The organism is Streptomyces sp. NPDC058664 (assembly GCF_042716635.1).
Taxonomy (GTDB): domain Bacteria; phylum Actinomycetota; class Actinomycetes; order Streptomycetales; family Streptomycetaceae; genus Streptomyces.
In genome coordinates this window covers 283,873-308,114 of sequence record NZ_JBHXRW010000001.1, presented here as the reverse complement: position 1 = coordinate 308,114, position 24,242 = coordinate 283,873, and the positions used below count along the sequence as shown (strand labels likewise).

The following is a 24,242-nucleotide window of genomic DNA, read 5'->3' as shown; positions in this document are numbered from 1 at the left end:
CGCTGCCGAGCTCACCGCCGAACTCACCGCCGATCGGAAACGTTTCATCGGTCCCCCAGATGCTCGATGGTCGCGCCCAGCCGGATGATCTTCGCAGGCGTTCGACGCGACGACGAAGGGGCGCCCTCCCCCGCGGAGGTGCCCCTTCGCCGCGTCTGGAGTCCGCCCGGCGGGCGGGCGTCGGCGCGCTGCCGCTGCCGCCGGACGGAGGTTCTCGGGGTGTCAGCCGCCGAGCCGCGCGAACCGGGCGCGCAGATCGGCCGCGCCCTGCTCCGTGAGGGCGCCGTGCAGTCGCATCCGGGCGACGCCGCCGTCGGGGAAGGCGTCGAGGCGGACGTGGGTGACGACGGCCCGGGCGGGCAGTTTGAAGCGGTGGAGGGTGTCGGGCTGGAGCTTGGTCCGGGGGATGATCTCGAACCATTCGCCCGACTCGCCGTTGCGGCCCTGGAGGGCGATCCAGCCGGCCGAGTTGCCCTTGAGGTAGGCGGTGTCGATCTCGACGGCGCGGACGGCGCCCTGCGCGGCGAGCCGGAAGCGCACCCAGTCGTTGGTGCCGCGCACCCGGCGGCGGCGGTTCTCCCAGCCGTCGTCCATCTTGCGGGAGGTGCCGGGCAGGATGATCTGGGTGGGCGAGGAGTAGAACTTGTCCGAGGCGTCCTCGTACGACCCTCCGTTGAGTACGGAGATCAGGTCGAGGGTGCCGAGCAGCTCCAGCCACTCGGGGTCGGGCACGACCTCGCCGTGGACGCGGAGGCGGGCGATGCCGCCGTCGGGGTGCTGGCAGAGCCGGAGGTGGGTGAAGCGGCGCTCGGCGGTGATCGTGAAGCCGTTGGCGGCGTGGCCGCGGACGGGGGTCGGCGGGACGAGCTCCTCCCACTTGGCGTCGAGCAGTTCCTCGGGACCGGGCGTGCCCTCCACGGAGGTGGCCTGGATGCTCACCCGCTGCGGGTAGTTGCCCCGGAAGTGGGCGGTGTCGACGACGATCCCCCGGATGACGCCGGGGGCGCCGAGCCGGACGATCGCCCAGTCGTGGTCCTCGGGGGCGGGGAAGACGTTCTCCGCGTCGGCGCCACGGCGGCGGCGGGTCTCCCAGCCGTCCATGATCTTGCCCTTGTGGCCGAAGTGCTCCGGGTCGAAGACGGCCCGCTCGCGGACGAGGAGGTTCTCCCGCTCGGCGAAGAACTCGTCGTTGGCGGCGACGACGCCGGCGCCGAGGCGGCGGTCGGCGAGGTCGACGAGCTCGGTGAAGGGGAAGTCACCGGTGCGGTAGTCGGCGTACGGGTCTCCGCCGGAGTAGGGGGCGGCGTCGTTGGCGTGCGGGTCCTGGTGCGCGTCGAGGCTGCTCATGTCCCCGACTCTCCTCCCCCGCCGGTCCCCGGTCCATCGAATGTTTTCGACGGTCCTTTTCAGTTCTGCTGAAAGGTCGAGGGGGGCGGGTTCACTGAAAGGTCGAAGGAGTCGGGAAGGTTTCCCTGGCCGCGGCCGCCTGCCTCAGCGCGGCGAGCACCCGGGCCACCGCGGGACCTTCCTCCGCCCCGCGCCGCACCGCCGCGACGACATGGCGGCGCGGCTGGTCGGCGGAGAGGACGCGCATGACGACCCCGGCGCCGCCCCGGCGTTCCGCCGAGGCCATCCGGGGCACCAGGGCGATCCCCATCCCGGCCTCGACCATGGCGAGGATCGTCGTCCAGCCGGAGGCGCTGTGGGCCTGCTCCGGCACGAATCCGGCGGCCTCGCAGGCGGCGGTGGTGATCTCCGACCAGGGCCCTGAACCGCCGAAGATCCACGGCTCGGCCGCCAGGTCCGCGAGCCGCAGCCCGGGGGCGTCGGCGCACGGGTGCCCGGCGGGCAGGGCGACGTCGAGCGGATCGGCGAGCAGCGGCACCCGGCTGAACTTGGGGTCGCGGGCGGAGGGCGCGTGGGCGGCGAGCGAGAGGGCCAGATCGACCTCGCCGGCCGAGAGCAGCTCGTACGCCTCCGCCGCCTCGGCCTCCCGGACGCGGACGTCGAGTCCGGGGTGCGCGGTCCGCAACTGCCGTACGGCGGGCACGAGGAGCGCGGGCACGGAGGTCGAGAAGGCCGCCACCCGCACCTGTCCGGCCTCGCCCCGCAGATAGCCGTCGAGCTCGGCGTCGGCACGTTCCAGCTGCGCGAAGACCACCTCCGCGTGCCGCAGCACCAGATGGGCGGCGTCGGTGAGCCGGACCCGGCGGCCCTGCGACTCCAGGAGCCGTACGCCGAGCTGCTTGGCGAGGTTGGTGAGCTGCTGGGACACGGCCGAGGGGGTCATGAGCAGGGCCTCGGCGGTGGCGGTGACGGTGCCGCGGTCGCGGAGGGTGCGGAGGATCTGGAGCTTCTTGACGTCCCACTCGGTCATGGGGCGCAACCTACCGGGCCTTTCGCGTCCCGGTCGCGGAGGCCGGCGCCACCCCGCCGAGGATGAGCGCCATGCAGGCGCCCCCGAGGAGGCCGAGCCGCTCGCCGAGCAGCGCGTACGACAGGAGGGCGACGCAGACGGGCTGGAGGTAGTAGACGGCGCCCGCGCGTGCCGCGCCGATGAGGGCGATCGCCTTGTTCCAGGCGAAGAAGGCGACGGCGGAGGAGAAGACGCCGACGTACAGCAGGGGGCCGACGGTCGCGGCGCCGACGGTAAACCCGCCCTGGACGGCGAGGGAGACGGCGTAGGCGGGGGCGAGCATCAGGGCGCCGAGCAGGAAGGTGGTGAAGAGGAAGGCGAGTCCGTCGATCTCGGCGGGCTTGCGCTTGAGCAGGGCGCTGTACGAGGCGAAGGAGAGGGCCGCGGCGAACATCCACAGGTCGCCGGCGGTGAACTCCACGGCGAGCGAGCCCTTTCCGACGAGCAGGAGCACTCCGAGGGCGGCGGTCAGCATCCCGAGGACCCGCCTGGCGCCGAGGCGTTCGCCGCCGAGCCGGGCGTAGACCGCCATGATCACCGGGGAGGCGGCCATGATCATGCCCATGTTGGAGGCGGAGGTGGTCAGCCCGGCCTGGTGGACGAGGGTGTTGTAGAGGGCGACGCCGAACAGCGAGGCGAGGGTGACGAAGCCGAGGTGGCGGCGGATCGTCCGCCACTGGCGCAGGAACGGGCGGGCGGCGAACGGGGCGACGGCGGTCAGCGCGATGATCCAGCGCCAGAAGACGGCCTGGACGGGCGGGACGGTGTCGGCCATGTCCCGGGTGGCGACGAAGCTGCCGGACCAGACGGCGGTGGCGAGCAGGGCGAGGAGTACGCCGAGGCCGGCGCCCCGTGCGAGCTTCCTCGCGGGCGCCGGCCTCTCGGTGGCAAGGGTTTCGGTGGCAGGGGTTTCGGTGCCAGGGGTTTCGGTGACGGTCGGGTGGCGGGCGGCGATCAGGCTCATGCGGGCTACCGTCGCACCCCCGAAACCTCCAGGTCCATCGAATCTTTCCGACTATTCCGTTCAGTTGTGCTGAACGATTCGGTGTTGACCTGCGTGCCGGCCTTCGGCCCCTTGGAGGCACGGGGGCTCAACTGGCCCGCCAGGGTGGCGCCGAAGGCGATCGCCATGCCGAGCAGCTGCACCGGGCCGAGGGCCTGGCCGAGCGCCGCCCAGCCGATGATCGCGGCGGTGATCGGCGAGAGCGGACCGAGCAGGGTGACCGAGGAGGCGCTGAGCCGCTCGATGCCGCGGAACCAGAGGAAGTACGAGACCGCGGTGTTGCCGAGGGCGAGGTAGGCGTAACCGGCCAGGTGGGTGCCGGTGAGGGCGGGCGGGGCGCCCTCGACCAGGAAGGCGACCGGCAGGATGACCAGACCGCCCGCGGTGAGCTGCCAGCCGGTGAGCGCGAGGGCGCCGACGCCCTCGGGGCGGCCCCAGCGCTTGGTGAGGACGACACCCATCGACATCGAGAGGGCGGAGAGCAGTCCGGCGGCCACCCCGACGAGGTCGAGCGCGGCTCCGGCCTTGAGGACCACGAGACTGACGCCGAAGGCGGCGGCGACGGCGGTCAGCAGGGACTTCACGGTGGGCCTGTCGCCCAGGAAGAGGGCGGCGAGGCCGACGACGAAGAGCGGGCCGACGGAGCCGACGACGGCGGCGACACCGCCGGGGAGCCGGTAGGCGGCGAGGAAGAGCAGCGGGAAGAAGGCGCCGATGTTGAGCGCGCCGAGGACGGCGGACTTCCACCACCAGGCGCCCCGGGGGAGCTTGCGGGTGAGCGCCAGGAGCAGCAGTCCGGCGGGCAGGGCCCGCATGAGACCGGTGAAGAGCGGCCGGTCGGGCGGCAGGAACTCCGTGGTGACGAAGTAGGTGGAGCCCCAGGAGATCGGGGCGAGGGCGGTGAGCGCGACGACGGCGGCCTTGCGGGACATGACGGGTTCCCCCCTGCTGTGGAGCGGCGGCCGATGCGGACCACCGGACTGGCTTGGCATTAATTAACTTACCACTAAGCTACTTACTTGCAAGTGGGTTAGTCGGAAGTCGGTTAGTCGCAAGTGGCTTAGTTGCCATCGAAGAGGAGGGAGGGGAACACTGGGGCCATGAAGACGCAGCCCCCCGGACACGACGCCGTCGACGCCATCACCGACCAGTGGGCGGCCGTCCGCCCGGACCTGGACACCGTCCCCATGGCGGTCTTCGGGCGGATCTACCGGCTCGCCAACGCCATGCGCGGCAGGGTGGACAAGGCGTACGCGCCCTACGGCATGGCGCTCGGGGAGTTCGACGTGCTCGCGACGCTGCGCAGGTCCGGAGCGCCGTACACGCTCTCACCGCGCGAGCTGACCGCCACGCTGATGATCACCACCGGCGGGATGACAGGCCGGCTCGACAAGCTGGAGAAGGCCGGACTGCTCACCCGCAGCCCCGACCCGAACGACCGGCGCGCACTGCGGGTCACCCTCAGCGAACGCGGCAAGGAGCTGGTGGACCAGGCCGTCGGAGCCGGCCTGGGAGAGCAGCGGGCCGCCCTGGAGGCCGCGCTCACCGAGGAGGAGGCCGACCAGCTGGCCGGCCTGCTGCGCAAGCTCCTCGCCACCACGGTGTGACGCGCCACCGCCGTGCGAGGAGCGCCGACGCACGCGAGGGCGCCGCACGGTACGTCGTACCGTGCGGCGCCCTCGGCGAAGAAGGAGAAGGAGGCGGTCAGGCCTTCTTGGACTTGTCGAGCACCATCACCAGACCGGCGATCACCAGGAACAGCACCAGCGGTGCGGCCACGAACAGGCCGAGGGTCTCGACGACCTCCAGCTTGGGGGCCGGGTCGTCGCCGTCGTCGCGGGTGAGCGCGAGCGCGGGGGACGACATGAGCAGCATCATCAGCGTCGTACCGGCCGCGAGCGAGCCGGCGCGCAGAGCGTTCTTCTTGTCCACGGTGCAAACGTAGCGAACTCCTAAACCGGTCGCGCGCCCGGGGGTGCCGTACGGGCGCCGGCGGCCCCCGTGTCGCCCTCCGGGAGTGCCGTACGGGCGCGCAGCTCGCGCAGCAGCGCGTGCGCGCGGGGCGAGGCGGCCAGCTGCTCCAGGGTGAGCGGCTGCCCGTCCGGGCCGGCGAGCGGCAGCCGCCAGTTGGGGTACTGGTCCCAGGTGCCCGGCAGGTTCTGCGGTCTGCGGTCCCCCACCGCGTCCGGCAGCCACACCCCCACCATGCGGGCGGGGGTGCCGAGCAGGAACCGGTGGACGGCCCTGATCTCGGCCACCTCGTCACCCGGGCCCTCCGGCAGCAGCCCGAGCCGCTGGAACAGGCCGAGCCACTCGGCGGTCTCGGCCGCGTCCCCCGCCCGCTCGCGCTCCAGGTCGCCGGAGAGCAGGCCGAGGCGGTGCCGCAGGACGACGTGGTCGCCGGAGAGCCGGGCGGCCGTCGACGGCAGGTCGTGGGTGGTGGCCGTGGCCACGCACTCGGCGCGCCACCCGTCCTGCGGCAGCGGGCGGCCCGTGCCCGCCCAGTCCCGCTCGAACCAGAGCACGGAGGTGCCGAACACCCCGCGCCCGGCCAGCTCCTCCCGCACGCCGGGTTCGACCGTGCCGAGGTCCTCGCCGATCACCAGGGCCCCCGCGCGATGGGCTTCGAGGACGAGGACCGCGAGCATCGCCTCCGCGTCGTACCGGACGTACGTGCCCTCGGTGGGCTCACGCCCCTCCGGCACCCACCAGAGCCGGAACAGGCCCATCACATGGTCGATGCGCAGCGCGCCCGCGTGGCGCAGGAGTTCCCGGAGGAGCCCCCGGTACGGGGCGTAGCCCGCGGCGGCGAGGGCGTCGGGGCGCCACGGCGGCAGGCCCCAGTCCTGGCCCCGGGAGTTGAAGGCGTCGGGCGGCGCGCCGACCGACATGCCGGCCGCGAAGGCCTCCTGCTGCGCCCAGGCGTCCGAGCCCTCCGGGTGGACGCCGACCGCCAGGTCGTGGACGATCCCGACCTCCATCCCGGCCTCGCGGGCGGCCGCCGCGGCGGCGGCCAGCTGCCGGTCCGTCAGCCAGGCGAGACGGCAGTGGAAGTCGACCCGGGCGGCCAGGTCGGGGTCGTCGCTCACGACGGTCTCGGCGGCGCGCGGGTCGCGCAGCTCCTCGGGCCAGTCGCGCCAGTGGTGGCCGTACCGCTCGGCGAGGGCCTGGTAGGTGGCGTGGTCCTCCAGGGCGCGGCCCCGCGCGGCGAGGAAGTCGTGGAAGTCGGCGCGCCGTCCGGGGCCCAGCTCCACGCTCTCGACGACGAGTTCGAGGGCCCGCCGCTTGACCTCCCAGACCGCGTCCCGGTCGATCACCGCGCCCTTGCCGAGGACCCGCTCGCGCAGCTCGGCCGCCTCGGCGAGGATCCGGTCGAGCTCCTCGCGGCGCTCGGGGCCGATCAGGGCGTACTCGGGGACCTCTTCGATCCGCAGGTGGACGGGGTCGGGGAAGCGTCGCGAGGAGGGGCGGTACGGGGACGGGTCGCTGGGCGCCCCGGGCACGCCCGCGTGGAGCGGGTTGACCTGGACGAAACCGGCGCCGTGCGTGCGGCCCGCCCAGGTGGCGAGCTCCCGCAGGTCCCCGAGGTCGCCCATGCCCCAGGAGCGCTGGGAGAGCAGCGAGTAGAGCTGGACGAGGAGGCCGTACGAGCGCCGCCCGGGGCCGGGCACGCGCGCGGGGCTCACGATCAGGGTGCCGGTGGCCGTACGCCCGTCGGGGGCCTCGGCCTCCACCGTGTGGACGCCGAGGGGCAGCCCCTCCCAGTCCTGGCCAGTGACGACGGCGCCGTCCTCGGTGGTGACCCGGAGCCGGGTGCCGGCCGGCAGGCCGTCCGGCGGGCGCACGGGCTCCCCGTCCCGCCGCCGGACGAGCGTCGGGGGCAGCAGGCGCTCCCGGTCGGCCCGTTCCGCCGCGGCGAGGGCGGCGGTGACCGCCTCCGGCGTGGCGGCGTCGACGCCGAGGGCGCCGAGGACGGCCACCACGGTCGCCTCCGGCACGGGCACGGTGACACCTTCGGAGGGGCTGTAGGCGGTGGCGACGCCGTGACGGGCGGCGAGACGGGCCAGGGTCACTTCACACTCCGGGGGACTCCGTGCCGCCCGCGCTGCCGGGGGCGGTGGGTTCGCTGGTGAGGGGGGCCGCCTCGGTCAGGGGCGGTTCGCTGGTGAGGGGCTCGGCGTCGGGCAGCGGCGGTTCGCTGGTCAGCGGTTCGCCGATGCCGGCCGGCTGCTGCGGCAGCCGTATCCGTCCGATGTGCTGGGCGGTCGTGGTCACGGGGGTCTCCCGGTTTCGTTTCGACTGGTGGGACCAGGGGCAATGACTGAGCCCTACCCACCGCACCACGTTTTACCGGCGGAAAGTGGCGAAGTGACGTCACCTCGCCGACGGCTCGCCGGGCAAAGGCGACACATCGGCCACGTGCATTGACACTTCAGTGCGACGGGTGGTGGGCTCGTGACCCACTCGTGACCAACCGGCGGAGCGGCCGGCCCTTCCGAAGGGAGACCCCGTGCACCTCGGGCGCAGGAAGCGCACCGCGACGGCCGTGGCCGCCGCCGTCATCGGCGGCCTCCTCGGCGGCGTGGTGCCGGGCTCGGCACAGGCGATCCCGACGGCCCCGCGCTTCCCGGCGACACCGCTCGCCCCGACGGCCCCGCGCTTCCCCACGGCACCGCTCGCCCCGACCGCCCCGCTCTTCCCGGCGGCCCCTGCGACACCGGCGCCGCCCGCCGCTTCGTCGGCCACCTCGACCGGCTCCCCCGCGTCGGCCGCCTCCCTCCCCTCCGTCTGGCCCCGGCCGCAGTCCCTGACCGCCGCCGGTTCCTCCGTACGCCTCGGGGACGAGGTGACGCTGCTCGCGGACGACGACGCCGATCCGTACGCCCTCGCCGCCCTGCGTGAGCTGCTGCGGACCGCCGGGGTACGGACCGTCCACACCGGACTCCCTGGCCGGGGGCCCGTCCTGCGCGCCTCGGGCCCCTCCGGCGAGGCCGCGGAGGAGGCGCTGACCGCCCTGCGCGTGCCCGACCGTCTCGATCTGCCGCGCGGTGGCTACCGGCTCGCCACCGGCCGCCTCCAGGGGCGGGACACGGTCGTCCTGGATGGGGTGGGCGAGGACGGCCTGTTCCACGCCGTACAGACGCTGCGTCAGCTCGTCGGCGCCGGCGGGGAGATCCCGGGGGTCGTCGTGCGCGACTGGCCGGGCACGGCCGAGCGCGGGATCATCGAGGGCTTCTACGGCCGCCCCTGGAGCGCCGAGCAGCGGCTCGCCCAGATCGACTTCCTCGGCCGGACCAAGCAGAACCGCTATCTGTACGCGCCCGGCGACGACCCGTACCGGGGGGCGCAGTGGCGCGAGCCCTACCCGGCCGCGCAGCAGGACGAGTTCCGCGCGCTCGCCGAGCGGGCCCGCGCCAACCACGTGACGCTCGGCTGGGCCGTGGCGCCCGCCCAGTCCATGTGCCTGTCGTCGGCCGGCGACGTGGCGGCGCTGACCGGGAAGCTCGACGCGATGTGGGAGCTCGGGGTGCGCTCCTTCCAGCTCCAGTTCCAGGACGCCTCGTACGACGAGTGGCACTGCGACCGGGACGCCGACGCCTTCGGGCGCGGTCCCGGTTCCGCCGCCGCCGCCCACGCGCGCGTGGCGAACACGGTCGCCCGCCACCTCGCCGAACGGCACCCGGACGCCGAGCCGCTGACGGTGATGCCGACGGAGTACTACCAGGACGGCGCGACCGAGTACCGCACGAAGCTCGCCGAGGACCTCGACACGGACGTGCGGGTGGCGTGGACGGGCGTCGGGGTCGTACCGCGCACGATCACCGGCGGCGAACTGGCCGGGGCGCGCGGCGCCCTGCGCCACCCGCTGGTCACCATGGACAACTACCCGGTCAACGACTACGCGCAGGACCGGCTGTTCCTCGGTCCCGCCACCGGCCGGGAGCCGGCCGTGGCCGCCGGTTCCGCGGCCTTCCTCGCCCACGCCATGGAGCAGCCCGCGGCCTCCCGCGTCCCGCTCTTCACCACCGCCGACTACGCCTGGAACCCGCGCGGCTACCGGCCCCGGGAGTCCTGGCCCGCGGCCGTCGACGACCTCGCGGGACCGGAGCCCGCCGCCCGCGAGGCGCTGCGGGCGCTCGCGGGGAACGGCGCCTCCTCGATCCTCGACCCGGCGGGCGAGTCGGCCTATCTGAGGCCGCTCCTGGCGGCCTTCTGGGCCTCCCGCACGAGCGGTGACGGCGCGGGCCGGGAGAAGACGGCGCGCGAGCTGCGGGCCGCGTTCACCGTGATGCGCGAGGCCCCCGGGCGGCTCGCGGACACCGCGGGCGGCACCCTCGACGACGAGACCGGCCCCTGGCTGGAGCAGCTCTCCCGGTACGGCGAGGCGGGCGAGGCGGCGGTCGACATGCTGCTCGCCCAGGCGGCCGGTGACGGCGCGGCGGCCTGGAAGGCGCAGCTGCGCCTCGAAGCGCTGCGCGAGGAACTGAAGGCGAGCCGGGTGACGGTCGGCGCGGGGGTGCTCGACCCGTTCCTCACGCGCGCGGTGGACCGGGCGGCGGCCTGGACGGGCGCCGACCGGCCCCCGGTGGCCCCCGCCGACCGCGCCACCGGCTCGTACACCGTGCGGCTCGACCGGGCGCGGCCCGTGGAGGCCCTGACGGTGATGACCGATCCGGGCGCGACGGGTCCGGCGGGCGCCGGGAGCGCGGACGCGCGCGTGGAGGCGTACGTCCCGGGTGAGGGCTGGCGGCCGCTCGGCCCGCTGTCGGCGTCCGGCTGGACGCAGACCGAGCTCAAGGGGCTGCGGGCCGAGGCGCTGCGGGTCGTGTGGAACGGCGAGGGTCCTGCCCCCGAGGTGCGCTCCCTCGTGCCGTGGTTCGCGGACGGCCCCCGGGCGGGGCTCGACCTGGCCCGTACGGAGACGGACGCGGAGATCGGCGGCCCGGCCCAGCGGGTGGACGTGGAACTGTCGGGCCTGCGTGCCGGCGAGGTGCGCGGGCCGCTGACGGCGAAGGCCCCGAAGGGCGTCACGGTCCGGCTGCCGAAGCAGGCGGTGGTGGAGCGCGGCGCGCGGACGACCGTTCCCCTGGAGGTGTCGGTGGCGCCGGACGCCCCCGCGGGCGCGTACCGGGTGCCGGTGTCCTTCGCGGGCGAGGAGCGGGTCCTGACGGTGCGGGCGTTCCCGCGTACCGCGGGCCCGGACCTGGCGCGGACGGCGACGGCCTCCTCGTCGGGCGACGAGACGGCGGACTTCCCGGCGTCCTCGGCGGCGGACGGCGACCCGGCCACCCGCTGGTCGTCCCCTGCGGAGGACGGCGCCTGGTGGCAGGTGGAGCTGTCCGAGCCGGCCCGGATAGGGCAGGTGGTGCTGCACTGGCAGGACGCGTACGCCTCCCGCTACCGGGTCCAGGTGTCGGCCGACGGGCGTGTCTGGCGCACGGCGGCGACGGTCACGGACGGCCGGGGCGGCCGCGAGTCGGTCCGGATGGACGCGGCGGACACGCGCTTCCTGCGGGTGCAGGGGGAGACGCGGGCGACCCGGTACGGCTACTCGCTCTGGTCGGTGGAGACATACGCGGTGGCCCCGCAGGACCCGCCGAAGGAGCCGGAGACGCGGGAGCCGGGGACGCGGGAGCCGGGGACGCAGGCCGGGGGCACGCATGAAGGACCGGGGGCACCGACCGGGACACCGACCGGGGACACGCCGGAGGAGCGGCCCACCCCCTGACGGGTGCGCCGCTCCGTCACCGCAACCCCCCGCGTACGCAAAAGGCCCGGCTCAACCCGTCGTCAGCGCCCTCACGGGGGCGTCGGCGACGGCGTCGATCCGGGCCATCACGTCCTCGGCGCCGTACGGCTGGAGGTACGGCAGCCAGCGGGGGTCCCGGTGGCCGGTCCCGATGATCCGCCAGGCCAGGCCGGTCGGCGGGGCCGGTTGGTGGCGCAGCCGCCAGCCGATCTCGCGCAGGTGCCGGTCGGCCTTGACGTGGTTGCAGCGGCGGCAGGCCGCCACCACGTTCTCCCAGGCGTGCGTGCCCCCGCGGCTGCGGGGGACGACGTGGTCGACGCTGGTCGCGACGGCCCCGCAGTACATGCAGCGTCCGCCGTCACGGGCGAAGAGGGCTCTGCGGGTCAAGGGGACGGGCCCCCGGTAGGGGACCCGCACGAAGCGCTTCAGTCGCACCACGCTGGGCGCGGGGACGACTTGGGTCTCGCTGTGCAGGAAGGCGCCGGATTCCTCGAGGCAGAGAGCCTTGTTCTCCAGTACGAGGACGAGTGCGCGGCGGAGCGGTACGACGCCGAGTGGCTCGTACGACGCGTTGAGGACCAGGACATGCGGCACGGATGCCTCCTATGACGCCGGCGGCGCGTGGCTCGCGCCGGGACGAACTGCTCTCAGTTTCTCCTTATGCCTGGTCGGAACGCCACCACGTACCGGGATCGGGGTGACGGACCCGGCGTGTTCTCGACCACATCGGCATGTCTGTCTTCTCTTCTGTCTTCTTCTCTGCCCGGGTGAGGTCCGTCTCTCCCTCGAACAGGACAACAGGAGCATGCCCGGCACCCCGTTACTGTGGATGGCCTGCGTACGCGATGCCTGGAGGTCTTCCGTGTCCTGGTCCGCCCTGGCGGCTGCCACCGAGCCCGAACCCCTTCCGACGACCCTGGACGAGGCGGCGGAGAAGGCGACGAGCGCGGCGAGCTGGGTGGAGCAGAACTGGTCCACCTGGCTGAACACCGGGTTGCGCATCCTGCTGATCCTGGTCGTCGCGCTGCTTCTCCGGATGGCCGTCCGCCGTGCCCTGACGAAGCTGATCGAGCGGATGAACCGTTCGGCGCAGGCCGTGGAGGGCACGGCCCTCGGCGGTCTCCTCGTCAACACCGAGCGGCGGCGGCAGCGCTCGGAGGCGATCGGCTCGGTGCTGCGTTCGGTGGCGTCCTTCCTGATCCTGGGCACGGCCGGGCTGATGATCCTCGGCGCGTTCAAGATCGATCTCGCGCCGCTGCTCGCCTCGGCCGGTGTCGCCGGTGTGGCGATCGGTTTCGGTGCCCGGAACCTGGTGACGGACTTCCTGTCGGGCGTCTTCATGATCCTGGAGGACCAGTACGGCGTCGGTGACTCGGTCGACGCGGGCGTCGCCTCCGGCGAGGTCGTCGAGGTGGGTCTGCGGGTGACCAAGCTGCGCGGTGTGGACGGCGAGATCTGGTACGTGCGCAACGGCGAGATCAAGCGGATAGGGAACCTCAGCCAGGGCTGGGCGACGGCGGCCGTCGACGTGACGGTCCGGCCGACGGAGGACCTGGAGCGGGTGCGGTCCGTGATCACCGAGGCGGCGGAGTCCATGGCGAAGGACGAACCGTGGAACGAGCGCCTCTGGGGGCCGGTGGAGGTGCTCGGTCTGAACGAGGTGCTGCTCGACTCGATGACCGTGCGGGTCTCGGCGAAGACCATGCCGGGCAAGGCGCTGAGTGTGGAGCGCGAGCTGCGCTGGCGCATCAAGCAGGGCCTGGACGCGGCGGGCATCCGCATCGTGGGCGGGCTCCCGGCGCAGGCGGAGGAGGCGGCCGCCGATCCGACGGCGGGCATGGCGGCCCCGTCGGCGTTCGCCTCGGCGACCTCGCCGCAGTCGGCGGCGGCGACCCCGCTGCCGAGGTCGGACCTCAACAAGTAGGGGATCCGGAAGACGACGAGCAGGGCATCCGGAAGACAGGGACGACGCCCCCGCGGGTAACGCTTTGGTTGCCTTCGGGGGCGTCTCGCGTTCCCGGGTATTGACGGCCGCGTGACGGCCGCCTTATTTTCCTTCCACCGAATAGGAAACTTTCCTAACAGTGGACTCCCCGCAGCGCCACGGGGAACGGGCCGCCGCCAGGCAGCAGAATGGCCCGACCAGAGCGGAAGGGCAGGTGCGACCCATGGCCGGTACGACCCCGGGAACCCCCGGTACACCGCGCGTGCTGCGCGCCATGAACGACCGCGCCGCCCTGGACCTGCTCCTGGAGCACGGCCCGCTCTCGCGCACCCGGATCGGCAAGCTCACCGGCCTGTCCAAGCCGACCGCCTCCCAGCTGCTCGCCCGCCTCGAAGCGGCCGGGCTCGTCGTCGCCACCGGCACCACCGAAGGCCGGCCGGGACCCAACGCCCAGCTCTACGCGGTGAACGCGCGGGCCGCGTACGCCGCCGGACTCGACGTCAACCAGTTCCGCATCCACGCCGCCGTCGCCGACGTCACGGGCGGGATCGTCGGCGAGTACGAGCTCCGCACCCCCGGCCGCGGGGCCTCCGGCGTCGTCCGCCAGGTCACCGACGCCCTCGACGGGGCCGTCAAGGCGGCCGGCATCACCCACGAGGACGTCCGGCGCCTGGTCATCGGCACCCCCGGCGCCTTCGACCCGGCCACCGGGCGCCTGCGGTACGCCTCACACCTGCCCGGCTGGCACTCCCCCACGCTCCTGGAGGAGCTGGCCGCCGCCCTTCCCATGCCGTTCGAGTACGAGAACGACGTCAACCTGGTCGCCGTCGCCGAGCAGCGGGTGGGCGCCGCCCGCGGCCACGCGGACTTCGTGCTCCTGTGGAACGAGGCGGGCATGGGCGCCGCTCTCGTCCTCGGCGGCCGGCTGCACCGCGGATTCACCGGCGGCGCCGGTGAGGTCGGCTTCCTGCCCGTGCCCGGCACCCCGCTCGTACGGCAGGTCACCAAGGCCAACTCCGGCGGCTTCCAGGAACTCGCGGGCGTCCAGTCCGTGCCCCGGATCGCCCGCGCCGCCGGGATCGAGACACCCGAGCAGCCGTACGTCCCCGTCGCGTCCCGGCTGCTCGCCCACGCCGCCGAGGCGCACGGCGAGGACCCCCGGTACGCGGAGCTGCTCGACCGGTACGCCGAGCGCCTCGCCATCGGGCTCTCCTCGATCGTCGCCGTCCTCGACCCCGAACTGATCGTGCTGTCGGGAGACGCCCTCGTCTCCGGCGGCGAACCCCTCCGCGCGCGCGTGCAGTCCGAACTCGCCGACCTCGCCGCCTCCCGGCCCCGGCTCGTCCTCGCCGCCGTCCCCCGACACCCCGTGCTGCGCGGCGCCCTCGAAACCGCCCTCGCCACCACCCGCGACGAGGTCTTCGACACCTCGCGCTGACCCACCGACCCGCGACACCCTTCCCCTCCAGCCCTCGCCCCAGGGAGACACCGTCATGCCCGTACGCCCGCGCAGAGCAGCCGCCGCGCTCGCCGCCACCGCCTCGATCGCCCTCTTCGCCTCCGCCTGTACCGGCTCCGCGAACAACGCGGCCTCCGACGACCCCAAGGCAGAGACGACCATCACCTTCTGGCACGGCTGGTCGGCGCCCGCCGAGGTCAAGGCGATCAAGGACAACGTCGCCCGCTTCGAGAAGGCCCACCCGAACATCAAGGTGAAGCTCGTCGGCGACATCAACGACGCCAAGCTGGGGCAGGCGCTGCGCGCGGGCGGTTCGAACGGGCCGGACGTCGTCTCCTCCTTCACCACCTCGAACGTCGGCAAGTTCTGCGCCTCGGGCGCCCTCGCGGACCTCAAGCCCTTCATCGAGAAGGACAAGCTCGACCTCGACAAGACCTTTCCGAAGGTCCTCCAGGAGTACACGCAGTTCGAGGGCAAGCGCTGCGCCCTGCCGCTGCTCTCCGACGCGTACGGCCTCTACTACAACAAGGACGCCTTCGAGAAGGCCGGCGTCAAGGAGGCCCCGAAGACCTGGTCCGAGTTCACCGAGGTCGCCAAGAAGCTCACCAAGTCCAAGGGCGACTCGTACGAGCAGCTCGGCTTCATGCCGAACTACCTCGGCTACGAGACCGTCGTCGAGCACTACATGTCGCAGTGGGACCACACGTACTTCGACGAGAACGGGAAGTCGAACGTCGCCAAGGACCCGGCCTTCGCCGAGATGATGACCTACCAGAAGTCCCTGGTGGACGCCCTGGGCGGCTTCAAGAAGCTCGACAAGTACCGCACGACCTTCGGTGACGAGTGGGGCGCCAAACACCCCTTCCACACCGGCCAGGTCGCCATGCAGCTGGACGGCGAGTGGCGGCTGAACTTCCTCAAGGAGGCCAAGGTCGGCTTCGAGGTCGGCGTCGCGCCGCTGCCCGTCGCCGACGACGAGGTCGCCGAGTACGGCAAGGGCTACCTCTCCGGCACGATCATGGGCATCGCGCCGCAGAGCAAGAAGCAGAACGCGGCCTGGGAACTGGTCAAGTACATGACCACGGACACCGAGGCCGTGGTGAACTTCGCCAACGGCATCGGCAACGTCCCCTCCACCCTGGAGGCGCTGAAGTCGCCGAACCTGAAGCTCGACGACCGCTTCAAGGTCTTCCTGGGCATCGCCCAGCACCCCGAGTCCACCACCATGGCCGGCGCGGTGAACGGCGCCTCCTACCAGGAGACCCTCTCCGACCTCGCCCACAAGTACGAGAAGGGCCAGGTCACCGACCTGAAGAAGGGTCTCGCCGACACCGCGGCCCAGATCGACCGCGACATCGCCGCGGCGAAGTGACGGCCGGGACAACACACCCATGAGCACGGACACCCTGCCCGCGAAGGAGGCGACGGCCCCGGCCGCCGCCTCCCCGGAGGGACGGAACACCCTGCGGTCGAAGCGCCGGCGCAACGCGCTGCGCACCGCGCTGTTCATGTCGCCCTGGCTGATCGGATTCGGCTTCTTCTTCGTCTATCCGCTGATCTCCACGCTGTACTTCTCGTTCATGCGGTACGACGGCCTCAACGCGCCGACCTGGCGGGGCGTGGAGAACTGGACGTACGTCTTCTCCGACCTGCCGAAGTTCTGGCCGGCGATGCAGAACACCCTCTGGCTCGCCGTCGTGATGGTCTCCTGCCGGGTGCTCTTCGGCCTCGGCATCGGCCTCCTCATCACCAAGGTCAAGACGGGCGCCGGAGTCTTCCGCACCCTCTTCTACCTGCCGTACCTGGCGCCGCCGGTGGCCGCCACGCTCGCGTTCGTGTTCCTTCTCAACCCCGGGACCGGGCCGGTCAACTCGCTCCTGGAGGCGGTCGGCATCCCCGCGCCGTCCTGGTTCAACGACGCGGACTGGGCCAAGCCGGCCCTCACCGTCCTCGCCGTGTGGGGCGTCGGCGACCTCATGGTCATCTTCATGGCCGCGCTCCTCGACGTACCGAAGGAGCAGTACGAGGCGGCCGAGCTGGACGGCGCGTCCGGCTGGCAGCGGTTCCGGTACATCACCCTGCCGAACATCTCGCCGATCGTGCTCTTCGCGGTCGTCACCGGGATCATCGGCGCGATGCAGTACTACACCCAGCCGATCGTGGCCGCCAAGGTCGCCTCGGGGAAGATGGGCGGCTCCGGAGCGGCCTTCCAGCCCGGCTACCCGGACGACTCCACGCTCACCCTGCCGCAGCTCGTCTACAGCCTCGGCTTCAGCCAGTTCAACTACGGCGCGGCGTGCGTGGTGGCCCTCGTGCTCTTCGCCCTCTCCATGGCCTTCACCGCGCTCCTCATGCGCCGGCGCGGCGGCCTGATCGGCTCGGGTGACTGAACCATGACGACCACATCCGTACTCGACCGTCCCGCCGGGACCGCGCCGAGCCCCGCCGAGAAGACCGCCCGCCGCAAGGCGCTGCTGCACTGGATCGCCGTGCACTCGCTCGGCATCGCCGCGGCCCTCTTCTTCGTGCTGCCGTTCGTCTTCGTCCTCCTCACCTCCCTGATGAGCGACCAGCAGGCGCTCACCCGGGATCTGACCCCGAACTCCTGGCACTGGGACAACTACGTCGAGGTCTTCCGGACGGAGGGCTTCCTCACCTGGTGGCGGAACTCGCTGCTGTACGCGGGGCTCGGCACCGTCCTCGTCGTGGTGTCCTCGGTCCCCGTGGCGTACGCGCTGGCCAAGTTCCGCTTCCGCGGCCGGCACCTGTCGCTGCTGCTCGTGATCTCGATGATGATGCTGCCGCCGCAGGTCGTCATCATCCCGATGTACCTGTTCTGGGCGAAGCAGATGGACCTCTCCGGCACGCTGTGGCCGCTGATCATCCCGATGGCCTTCGGCGACGCCTTCGCGATCTTCCTGCTGCGCCAGTTCCTGCTGACCATCCCGAACGAGTACATCGAGTCCGCGCGGATCGACGGCTGCGGCGAGTTCCGCACCCTGATCCGGATCGTCCTCCCGATGGCGAAGCCCGGCATCGCCGCCGTGGCCCTGTTCCAGTTCTTCTACTGCTGGAACGACTACTTCGGGCCGCAGGTCTACGCCTCCGAGAACCCGGGCGCCTGGACGCTCAGTTACGGCCTGGAGTCCTTCAAGGGCGCGCACCACACCGACTGGAATCTGACCATGGCCGCGACCGTCCTGGTCATGGCCCCCGTGATCCTCGTGTTCTTCTTCGCCCAGAAGGCGTTCGTCGAGGGAGTCACACTGACCGGAGTGAAGGGCTGACTCGACCATGAAGCTCACTGTCGTGGGGGGCGGTTCCACCTACACCCCCGAACTCATCGACGGATTCGCGCGCCTGCGCGACACCCTGCCCATCACCGAGCTCGTCCTCGTCGACCCGGCCGCCGAGCGGCTCGAACTCGTCGGCGGGCTCGCCCGGCGCATCTTCGCCAAGCAGGACCACGCGGGGAGGATCGTCACCACCACCGACCTCGACGCCGGGGTCGAGGGCGCCGACGCCGTCCTGCTCCAGCTGCGGATCGGCGGACAGGCCGCCCGTCTGCAGGACGAGACCTGGCCGCTGGAGTGCGGCTGCGTCGGCCAGGAGACCACCGGCGCCGGCGGCCTCGCCAAGGCGCTGCGCACGGTCCCGGTGGTCCTGGACATCGCCGAGCGGGTCCGGCGCACCAACCCGGACGCCTGGATCATCGACTTCACCAACCCCGTCGGCATCGTCACGCGCGCGCTGCTCCAGGCCGGGCACAAGGCCGTCGGCCTGTGCAACGTCGCCATCGGCTTCCAGCGGAAGTTCGCGAAGCTCCTCGGCGTGGCCCCGTCCGAGGTCCACCTGGACCACGTCGGGCTCAACCACCTGACCTGGGAGCGGGCGGTACGGATCGGGGGCCCCGAGGGCGAGAACGTGCTGCCCCGGCTGCTCGCCGAGCACGGCGACGCCGTCGCCGACGACCTCCGTCTGCCGCGCCCGGTCCTGGACCGGCTCGGCGTCGTCCCCTCGTACTACCTGCGCTACTTCTACGCGCACGACGAAGTGGTGCGGGAGCTCGGCACGAAGCCCTCGCGGGCCGCCGAGGTCGCCGCGATGGAGAAGGAACTCCTGGAGATGTACGGGGACCCGGCGCTCGACGAGAAGCCGGCCCTGCTCGCCAAGCGCGGCGGCGCGTTCTACTCGGAGGCGGCCGTGGACCTGGCCGCTTCCCTGCTGGGCGGCGGGGGTTCGCCGTACCAGGTGGTGAACACGTACAACAACGGCACGCTGCCGTTCCTGCCGGACGACGCCGTGATCGAGACGCAGGCCGCGGTCGGCGCGCACGGCGCCTCCCCGCTGCCGGTCGCGCCGGTGGACCCGCTGTACGCCGGTCTGATCGCGAACGTCACGGCCTACGAGGACCTGGCCCTCGAAGCGGCGCTGCGCGGTGGCCGCGACCGGGTGTTCAAGGCGCTCCTCGCGCACCCGCTCGTGGGGCAGTACGCGTACGCCGACGGGCTCACCGACCGGCTGATCGCGCACAACCGGGAGCACCTCGCGTGGGCCTGACCGGAACCGTGCTCGCCGTCGACGCGGGCAACAGCAAGACCGACGTCGCCGTCCTCGGCGTGGACGGCACCGTCCTCGGCGCGGCGCGCGGCGGCGGGTTCCAGCCGCCCGTGGTGGGGGTGACGGCGGCGGTCGACGCGCTGGCGGAGATCGTCGGCCGGGCGTGCGACGAGGCGGGGGCGCCGGCCGCGTTCGCCCATGTCGCGGCCTGTCTCGCCAACGCCGACCTGCCCGTCGAGGAGACCGCGCTGCGGGCCGAACTCCTCGGCAGGGGCTGGAGCCGGTCGGTACGGGTCCACAACGACACCTTCGCGATACTGCGGGCCGGGCTCGACGAGCCGCGCGGTGTGGCGGTGGTGTGCGGGGCGGGGATCAACTGCGTCGGGATGACCCCGGACGGGCGGACCGCGCGTTTCCCCGCGATCGGGAAGATCTCCGGGGACTGGGGCGGCGGCAGCGGTCTCGCCGAGGAGGCGCTCTGGTTCGCGGCGCGCGCCGAGGACGGGCGCGGTGAGCCGACCGCGCTCGCGCACGCGCTGCCCGCGCACTTCGGTCTGGAGACGATGTACGCGCTGATCGAGGCGCTGCACCTGGGCCGGGTGCCGTTCGAGCGGCGGCACGAGCTGACGCCCGTGCTGTTCCGGGTGAGCGCGGCGGGCGACCCGGTCGCCCTGTCGCTCGTGCACCGGCTCGCCGAGGAGGTCGTCGCCCTGTCGGCGGTGGCCCTCGGGCGGCTCGGGCTCCTCGACGAGGAGGCTCCGGTGATGCTGGGCGGCAGCGTGCTCGCCGCCCGGCACCCGCAGCTGGAGGAGCGGATCCGCGCGCTCCTCGCCGAGCGGGCGCCGAAGGCCGTCGTCGGATTCGTGACGGCGCCGCCGGTCCTCGGGGCGGGGCTGCTCGCCCTGGACGCGGTGGCGGCGGACCCGGAGGCGGCGACCCGGCTGCGGGGGCACTACGGGGCCTGAACAGAGCCTGGACGGGCGGGTCGTGGGGCGTCTCCTCTCTTCGGAGGGACGCCCCGCGGCCATGTTCACCTGTTCGAGCGACACCCGCCACGGAACCGATCACCGCCCGCGGACGTATTCAGAGTGAGGGGGTTCGCCTGCGGATGTGCCGGAGGCATACGGCACGATAAGAACAAGATCGAGTCAATACCGGTGTGCGGACGGCCCCCTGCGGCCATACTGCTGGCCGGGTGGTCGTCCACCGGACCGGTGATCACCGGAGCGCCGGCCGGACGGACCGACGTCAGCGACCGAGGGGGAGGTCAAGTGACACACCCGCCGAACGCGCCCGCGGCCTCGGCGGCGCGGGGCACGGCACCCGCGCCCGCACGCCCGGCCGGCGTGCCCGCGCAGCCGTCGCCCGCGCCCGGCGCCGCCCCGCCCGCGGGACGCGGAGCCCTGGCCGTGGGCCGGGAGAAGCTGCGGGTCGCCACGACGACGGAGCCCGGCCGGCTCCAGATCCTCGGGGCCGTACTCGCGCTGCTCGTCGTCGCGTTCGGAGCCGTCACCGCCCTCCAGGTCGACGACCGGGTGACCGCCGCCGACGACGTCGTCAGCCGCAGCCAGCCGCTGTCCGCCGACGCCGCCGCGATCTACCGCTTCCTCGCCGACGCCGACACCACCGCCGCCAGCGGCTTCCTCGCGGGCACCCTGGAGCCCGCCGAGTCACGCGCGCGGTACGACCGGGACATCGCGACCGCCGCCCGGCTCCTCGTCAAGGCCGCCGCGAGCACCGGCGGTTCCAGCGAGTCGGCCCACGAGATCACCACCCTCAACCAGCAGCTCCCCCGCTACACGGGCCTGATCGAGCGGGCGCGGGCCGCCAACCGGCAGGGCCTTCCGCTGGGCGGCGCCTATCTGCGGTACGCCAACCAGCAGATGACCAGCACGCTGCTCCCCGCCGCCGAGCGGCTGTACGCGGCGGAGACGGCACGACTCCAGAAGGACGAGGAGTCGGCCCGCACCTGGCCGTTCCTCTCCCTCGGCCTCGGCCTGCTCGCCCTCGCCGTCCTCGTCTGGGCCCAGCGCCGCAACTACGCCAGGACGCACCGGGTCTTCAACCACGGGCTGCTGGCCGCCACCGCCGCCACCGTGACCGTCGTGCTCTGGCTCCTCGCCGCCCACACGGTCGCCCGCGCCGGGCTCGACAGCGCGCGGACCCACGGGCAGGAGTCCCTCCAGGTCCTCAACACCGCCCGGATCAGCTCGCTCACGGCCCGCGCCAACGAGAACCTGACCCTGATCGCCCGGGGCGCCGTCCTCACCGAGGACGGCAAGAACGACATGTACGAGGCCGAGTACGCGGCGAGCATGAGCGCCCTGACGACCGCGCTCGCCACGGCGCGCGAGCTGGCCGACGACGACGACGGCCGCACCCCGGTCGACGAGGCCGCCACCCGCACCGGCGAGTGGCAGAAGCGCCACAAGGACGCCCGTGCGAAGGACGAGGCCGGCGACTTCGACGGCGCCCTCGGCCGGATCGTCGGCCCGAAGGGGACGACCGGCCAGTCCTTCGACCAGGTCGACGGGGCCCTGGAGCAGGCCCTCGACTACGAGCAGGGCGAGTTCACCCGCTCCGCCGAGAACGCCAGGGACGCGCTGACGGCGCTGCCCCTGGGCGCGGCGGCCCTCGCGATCCTGGGCGCGGCGGGCGCCGTGCTCGGCATCAACCGCAGACTGTCGGAGTACCGGTGAGAGGGGGCGGGATGCCGAACGGCACGTACCCGCTGGTGCGGCGGACGGCTCGGCGGTTCCGGGGCTGGGGCGGGGTGGCCGCCATGGCCGTGGCCTGCGGGCTCACCGCCTCGCTCACCCTGCTTCCGCTGACCCACGACGGCGGCGACGCGGCGGCCACGCCCGGCGTGCCCGGCCCGGGACCCGGCGTCGGCACCGGCGTCCAGGTCAAGGCGGACACCTGCGAGAACCCGGAGGCGTCCCTGCGGCCCTCGACGGCCGACGGCCCGTCGATCCGGGCCATCAAGGACCGCGAGAAGCTGGTCGTCGGCGTCGACCAGTCCAGCTTCCGCTGGGGCTACCGGAACCCGGAGAAGGGCACCCTGGAGGGCTTCGACATCGATCTGGCGCGGGCGATAGCCAAGGACATCCTGGGCGACGAGAACGCCGTCATCTTCCGGGCGATCCCCACCAACCAGCGGATCCCCCTCCTGAACAGCGGCAAGATCGACCTCGTCGTGCGCACCATGACGATCAACTGCAAGCGGATCCAGCAGGCCGCCTTCTCCACCGCCTACTTCCAGGCCGGGCAGCAGGTCCTGGCGCCCAAGCGCGCCAAGGACATCACCGGTTACGACTCCTCGCTGCGCGGCAAGCGGGTCTGCACCGCCGAGGGCTCCACCGCCTACGAGGCCTTGGAGGAGAACTCCTTCGGCGCGCTCTTCAAGGACAAGGGCGACGGCACCAAGGACGACGAGGACCTGCTGACCGTCCCCAACCAGCTGGACTGTCTGGCCAGACTCCAGCTGGGCGAGGTCGACGCCGTCGTCACCGACAACGCCCTCGCGGCCGGGCAGGCCGCCCAGGACCCCGCGGTCGAGCTGAAGGGCCGGCCGTTCACCACCGAGTTCTACGGGGTGGCCGCGAAGCTCGGCAACGACGACCTGGTCCGCCGGGTCAACCAGGTCCTGGTGGAGTACCGGAAGAAACCGTGGCAGGACGCGTACGCGTACTGGCTCGAGGCGGACCTGCCCGGGATAACCGGGCCACCCGCCCCCCTGTACAAGTGACCCGGCCGGAGAAACCGGCATGCAGCCCCTGGACACGCGGCGGAAGAGGTGATCGATGGGCGTCACGGGACCCCCTGGGCCGGTGATGGACCGGGACGAGGTGGACCGTGCGCTGGGGCGGCTCGGCGCCGAGCACAAGGCGATCGAGGACTCGCTCCTCGCGCTCCAGGACCACGCGGGCCGCAGGCTGCTCGAAGGGGCCGAGCTGACCGGCACGACCCGGGACCGCTGGGCGGCGGCCGAGCGGACCATCACCCTGCTCTGGACCTGCTTCGACGTGTACACGGCCGCCCTGCGGGAGGCCCGCGAGCTGCGCGCCCGGCGCCGCTGGCCCGGCCGTGAGGAACTCGTGGAGCTGACCGACCGGCTGCGCGGCGAGAGCGTGCTCGTCGCGGGCGGGGCGGGCGAGCAGGGGCTGCTCTCCGAGCAGTTCACGCTCGAGGGCCTGGTCCGGCGGATGAACGAGCTGTACGCGTCCTCGCTCGACCTGGTGGTCACCGCCGACGCCGTCTGGTCGGCGCTGCCCGCCCGGATAGACCTGCTCGCCGCCGAGCTGGGCCGTACGCGCTCGCTCGCCCACTCCGTCGGCGTACGGCCAGGGGAGCACCCGGCCGGGGACGAGCTGGAGGCGATCACCGCCGAGCTGACGAGGCTGCGTTCCCAGGTGGTGACCGATCCGCTGGCGTTCTGGCGTCCCGCGGCGGGCAGTTCGGCGCCCGGCGGGGGCCGTCCCGACACCGGGCGGTACGACCGGGCGGCCCTGGCCCTCGAGGACGTCCGGCGCGAGATCGAGGCGGTGCTCGCGGTCCGGAAGGACTCCGAGGACCGTCTCCTCCGGCTGCGGGACGTGCTCTCGCGGGCGGACCGTACGCTCGCCGAGGCGCGGTCCGCGCGCGGCGAGGTCCTCGCGAAGATCGCCGCCTCCGAGGTGCCGGCCGTCAGCGGGCCGCCGACCGTGCTCCAGGAGCGGCTCGCCACCGCCGCCGAGTACCGCAGGCACGCCCAGTGGCACCGGCTCTCCCCGCTCCTGGAGTCCCTGGAGCGGGAGGCCGAGGACGAACTGCTGCGGGCCCGCGAGTCGCTGACCGCGGTCACGGCGCCGCTCGCGGTCCGGGCCGAGCTGCGCGGCCGGCTCGACGCGTACAAGGCGAAGGTGGCGCGCCTCGGCGCGGCGGAGGACCCGCTGCTCGTGGAGCGGTACGACGCGGCCCGCAGGATGCTGTGGAGCGCGCCCTGCGATCTGCGGGTGGCGGAACAGGCCGTGCTGCGCTACCAGCAGGCGGCGGCGGACGTACTGTCCGGCCCGAGAGACGCGGGAGGACGACAGTGGTGAGCGGGGAGACGGGCGTGGGGAGCTGTCA

20 protein-coding genes are annotated in these 24,242 nt (G+C 73.1%); 12 read left to right on the top strand and 8 right to left on the bottom strand.

Annotation, left to right across the window (positions count from 1 at the left end; translation table 11 throughout):
* Positions 1-222 precede the first annotated feature (222 nt).
* The 4 genes from alc to ACFWUY_RS01335 form a co-directional block, all read right to left on the bottom strand.
* Positions 223-1,347: an allantoicase gene (gene alc, locus ACFWUY_RS01350; RefSeq protein WP_384100678.1), complete on the bottom strand. Its 1,125-nt coding sequence runs from the start codon at positions 1,345-1,347 to the stop codon at positions 223-225.
* A 91-nt stretch (positions 1,348-1,438) separates the two neighbouring features.
* Positions 1,439-2,377 (bottom strand): LysR family transcriptional regulator, encoded by a 939-nt coding sequence (locus tag ACFWUY_RS01345; protein ID WP_384100676.1) that lies wholly within the window; start codon positions 2,375-2,377, stop codon positions 1,439-1,441.
* A gap of 10 nt (positions 2,378-2,387) precedes the next feature.
* Positions 2,388-3,380 carry a DMT family transporter gene (locus tag ACFWUY_RS01340; protein ID WP_384100674.1) on the bottom strand — a complete coding sequence of 331 codons (993 nt, stop codon included), beginning with the start codon at positions 3,378-3,380 and terminating at the stop codon, positions 2,388-2,390.
* Between the two features lie 5 nt (positions 3,381-3,385).
* Positions 3,386-4,351, bottom strand: coding sequence for an EamA family transporter (locus tag ACFWUY_RS01335; RefSeq protein WP_384100672.1), 966 nt, complete (start codon positions 4,349-4,351; stop codon positions 3,386-3,388).
* Between the two features lie 168 nt (positions 4,352-4,519).
* On the opposite strand from ACFWUY_RS01335, the gene ACFWUY_RS01330 reads away from it, so the two are divergent.
* Complete coding sequence (locus ACFWUY_RS01330) at positions 4,520-5,026, top strand: MarR family winged helix-turn-helix transcriptional regulator (RefSeq protein WP_384100670.1); 507 nt, start codon at positions 4,520-4,522, stop codon at positions 5,024-5,026.
* Positions 5,027-5,123: 97 nt separating this feature from the next.
* Here the strand turns inward: ACFWUY_RS01330 and ACFWUY_RS01325 are convergent, their stop codons facing one another.
* From ACFWUY_RS01325 to ACFWUY_RS01315, 3 genes are read right to left on the bottom strand one after another with little or no spacing between them, the layout of a single operon-like run.
* Positions 5,124-5,351 (bottom strand): hypothetical protein, encoded by a 228-nt coding sequence (locus ACFWUY_RS01325; protein WP_384100669.1) that lies wholly within the window; start codon positions 5,349-5,351, stop codon positions 5,124-5,126.
* Positions 5,352-5,371: 20 nt separating this feature from the next.
* Complete coding sequence (gene malQ / locus ACFWUY_RS01320) at positions 5,372-7,492, bottom strand: 4-alpha-glucanotransferase (protein WP_384100667.1); 2,121 nt, start codon at positions 7,490-7,492, stop codon at positions 5,372-5,374.
* A 1-nt stretch (position 7,493) separates the two neighbouring features.
* Positions 7,494-7,760 carry a hypothetical protein gene (locus ACFWUY_RS01315; protein WP_384100831.1) on the bottom strand — a complete coding sequence of 89 codons (267 nt, stop codon included), beginning with the start codon at positions 7,758-7,760 and terminating at the stop codon, positions 7,494-7,496.
* A 169-nt stretch (positions 7,761-7,929) separates the two neighbouring features.
* Here ACFWUY_RS01315 and ACFWUY_RS01310 point away from each other — a divergent pair, with 169 nt between their 5' ends.
* Positions 7,930-11,148, top strand: a complete 3,219-nt coding sequence (locus ACFWUY_RS01310) for a beta-N-acetylglucosaminidase domain-containing protein (RefSeq protein ID WP_384100665.1) — start codon at positions 7,930-7,932, stop codon at positions 11,146-11,148.
* A 51-nt stretch (positions 11,149-11,199) separates the two neighbouring features.
* On the opposite strand, the gene ACFWUY_RS01305 is transcribed toward ACFWUY_RS01310, so the two are convergent.
* Positions 11,200-11,763, bottom strand: coding sequence for an HNH endonuclease (locus tag ACFWUY_RS01305; protein WP_384100662.1), 564 nt, complete (start codon positions 11,761-11,763; stop codon positions 11,200-11,202).
* Between the two features lie 268 nt (positions 11,764-12,031).
* Here ACFWUY_RS01305 and ACFWUY_RS01300 point away from each other — a divergent pair, with 268 nt between their 5' ends.
* From ACFWUY_RS01300 to ACFWUY_RS01255, 10 genes are all read left to right on the top strand, one after another.
* A complete protein-coding gene (locus tag ACFWUY_RS01300; protein ID WP_384100660.1) occupies positions 12,032-13,093 on the top strand; it encodes a mechanosensitive ion channel family protein in 1,062 nt (353 codons plus the stop codon).
* 244 nt (positions 13,094-13,337) lie between these two features.
* Positions 13,338-14,552, top strand: a complete 1,215-nt coding sequence (locus ACFWUY_RS01295) for an ROK family protein (RefSeq protein ID WP_384100657.1) — start codon at positions 13,338-13,340, stop codon at positions 14,550-14,552.
* Between the two features lie 55 nt (positions 14,553-14,607).
* Positions 14,608-15,945, top strand: a complete 1,338-nt coding sequence (locus ACFWUY_RS01290) for an ABC transporter substrate-binding protein (protein ID WP_384100655.1) — start codon at positions 14,608-14,610, stop codon at positions 15,943-15,945.
* A gap of 19 nt (positions 15,946-15,964) precedes the next feature.
* Positions 15,965-16,963: a carbohydrate ABC transporter permease gene (locus ACFWUY_RS01285; protein WP_384100653.1), complete on the top strand. Its 999-nt coding sequence runs from the start codon at positions 15,965-15,967 to the stop codon at positions 16,961-16,963.
* Positions 16,964-16,966: 3 nt separating this feature from the next.
* Positions 16,967-17,860 (top strand): carbohydrate ABC transporter permease, encoded by an 894-nt coding sequence (locus ACFWUY_RS01280; protein ID WP_384100651.1) that lies wholly within the window; start codon positions 16,967-16,969, stop codon positions 17,858-17,860.
* A gap of 7 nt (positions 17,861-17,867) precedes the next feature.
* On the top strand, positions 17,868-19,133 hold the full coding sequence (locus ACFWUY_RS01275) for a 6-phospho-beta-glucosidase (RefSeq protein WP_384100649.1): 1,266 nt from the start codon (positions 17,868-17,870) through the stop codon (positions 19,131-19,133).
* Complete coding sequence (locus tag ACFWUY_RS01270; RefSeq protein WP_384100647.1) at positions 19,124-20,098, top strand: N-acetylglucosamine kinase; 975 nt, start codon at positions 19,124-19,126, stop codon at positions 20,096-20,098. Before ACFWUY_RS01275 ends, ACFWUY_RS01270 begins: the two co-directional genes overlap by 10 nt.
* A 306-nt stretch (positions 20,099-20,404) precedes the next feature.
* Positions 20,405-21,832, top strand: a complete 1,428-nt coding sequence (locus tag ACFWUY_RS01265; protein WP_384100645.1) for a hypothetical protein — start codon at positions 20,405-20,407, stop codon at positions 21,830-21,832.
* Between the two features lie 11 nt (positions 21,833-21,843).
* Complete coding sequence (locus ACFWUY_RS01260) at positions 21,844-22,881, top strand: glutamate ABC transporter substrate-binding protein (protein WP_384100643.1); 1,038 nt, start codon at positions 21,844-21,846, stop codon at positions 22,879-22,881.
* A 55-nt stretch (positions 22,882-22,936) separates the two neighbouring features.
* Entirely contained in the window at positions 22,937-24,214 is a 1,278-nt protein-coding gene (locus ACFWUY_RS01255; protein WP_384100640.1) for a hypothetical protein, read from the top strand.
* Positions 24,215-24,242: the final 28 nt, after the last annotated feature.

Coding starts and splice junctions, on each gene's coding strand:
- alc (WP_384100678.1), bottom strand. CDS start 1,347: ATGAGCAGCCTCGACGCGCACCAGGACCCGCACGCCAACGACGCCGCC.
- ACFWUY_RS01345 (WP_384100676.1), bottom strand. CDS start 2,377: ATGACCGAGTGGGACGTCAAGAAGCTCCAGATCCTCCGCACCCTCCGC.
- ACFWUY_RS01340 (WP_384100674.1), bottom strand. CDS start 3,380: ATGAGCCTGATCGCCGCCCGCCACCCGACCGTCACCGAAACCCCTGGC.
- ACFWUY_RS01335 (WP_384100672.1), bottom strand. CDS start 4,351: ATGTCCCGCAAGGCCGCCGTCGTCGCGCTCACCGCCCTCGCCCCGATC.
- ACFWUY_RS01330 (WP_384100670.1), top strand. CDS start 4,520: ATGAAGACGCAGCCCCCCGGACACGACGCCGTCGACGCCATCACCGAC.
- ACFWUY_RS01295 (WP_384100657.1), top strand. CDS start 13,338: ATGGCCGGTACGACCCCGGGAACCCCCGGTACACCGCGCGTGCTGCGC.
- ACFWUY_RS01290 (WP_384100655.1), top strand. CDS start 14,608: ATGCCCGTACGCCCGCGCAGAGCAGCCGCCGCGCTCGCCGCCACCGCC.
- ACFWUY_RS01285 (WP_384100653.1), top strand. CDS start 15,965: ATGAGCACGGACACCCTGCCCGCGAAGGAGGCGACGGCCCCGGCCGCC.
- ACFWUY_RS01280 (WP_384100651.1), top strand. CDS start 16,967: ATGACGACCACATCCGTACTCGACCGTCCCGCCGGGACCGCGCCGAGC.
- ACFWUY_RS01275 (WP_384100649.1), top strand. CDS start 17,868: ATGAAGCTCACTGTCGTGGGGGGCGGTTCCACCTACACCCCCGAACTC.
- ACFWUY_RS01260 (WP_384100643.1), top strand. CDS start 21,844: ATGCCGAACGGCACGTACCCGCTGGTGCGGCGGACGGCTCGGCGGTTC.
- ACFWUY_RS01255 (WP_384100640.1), top strand. CDS start 22,937: ATGGGCGTCACGGGACCCCCTGGGCCGGTGATGGACCGGGACGAGGTG.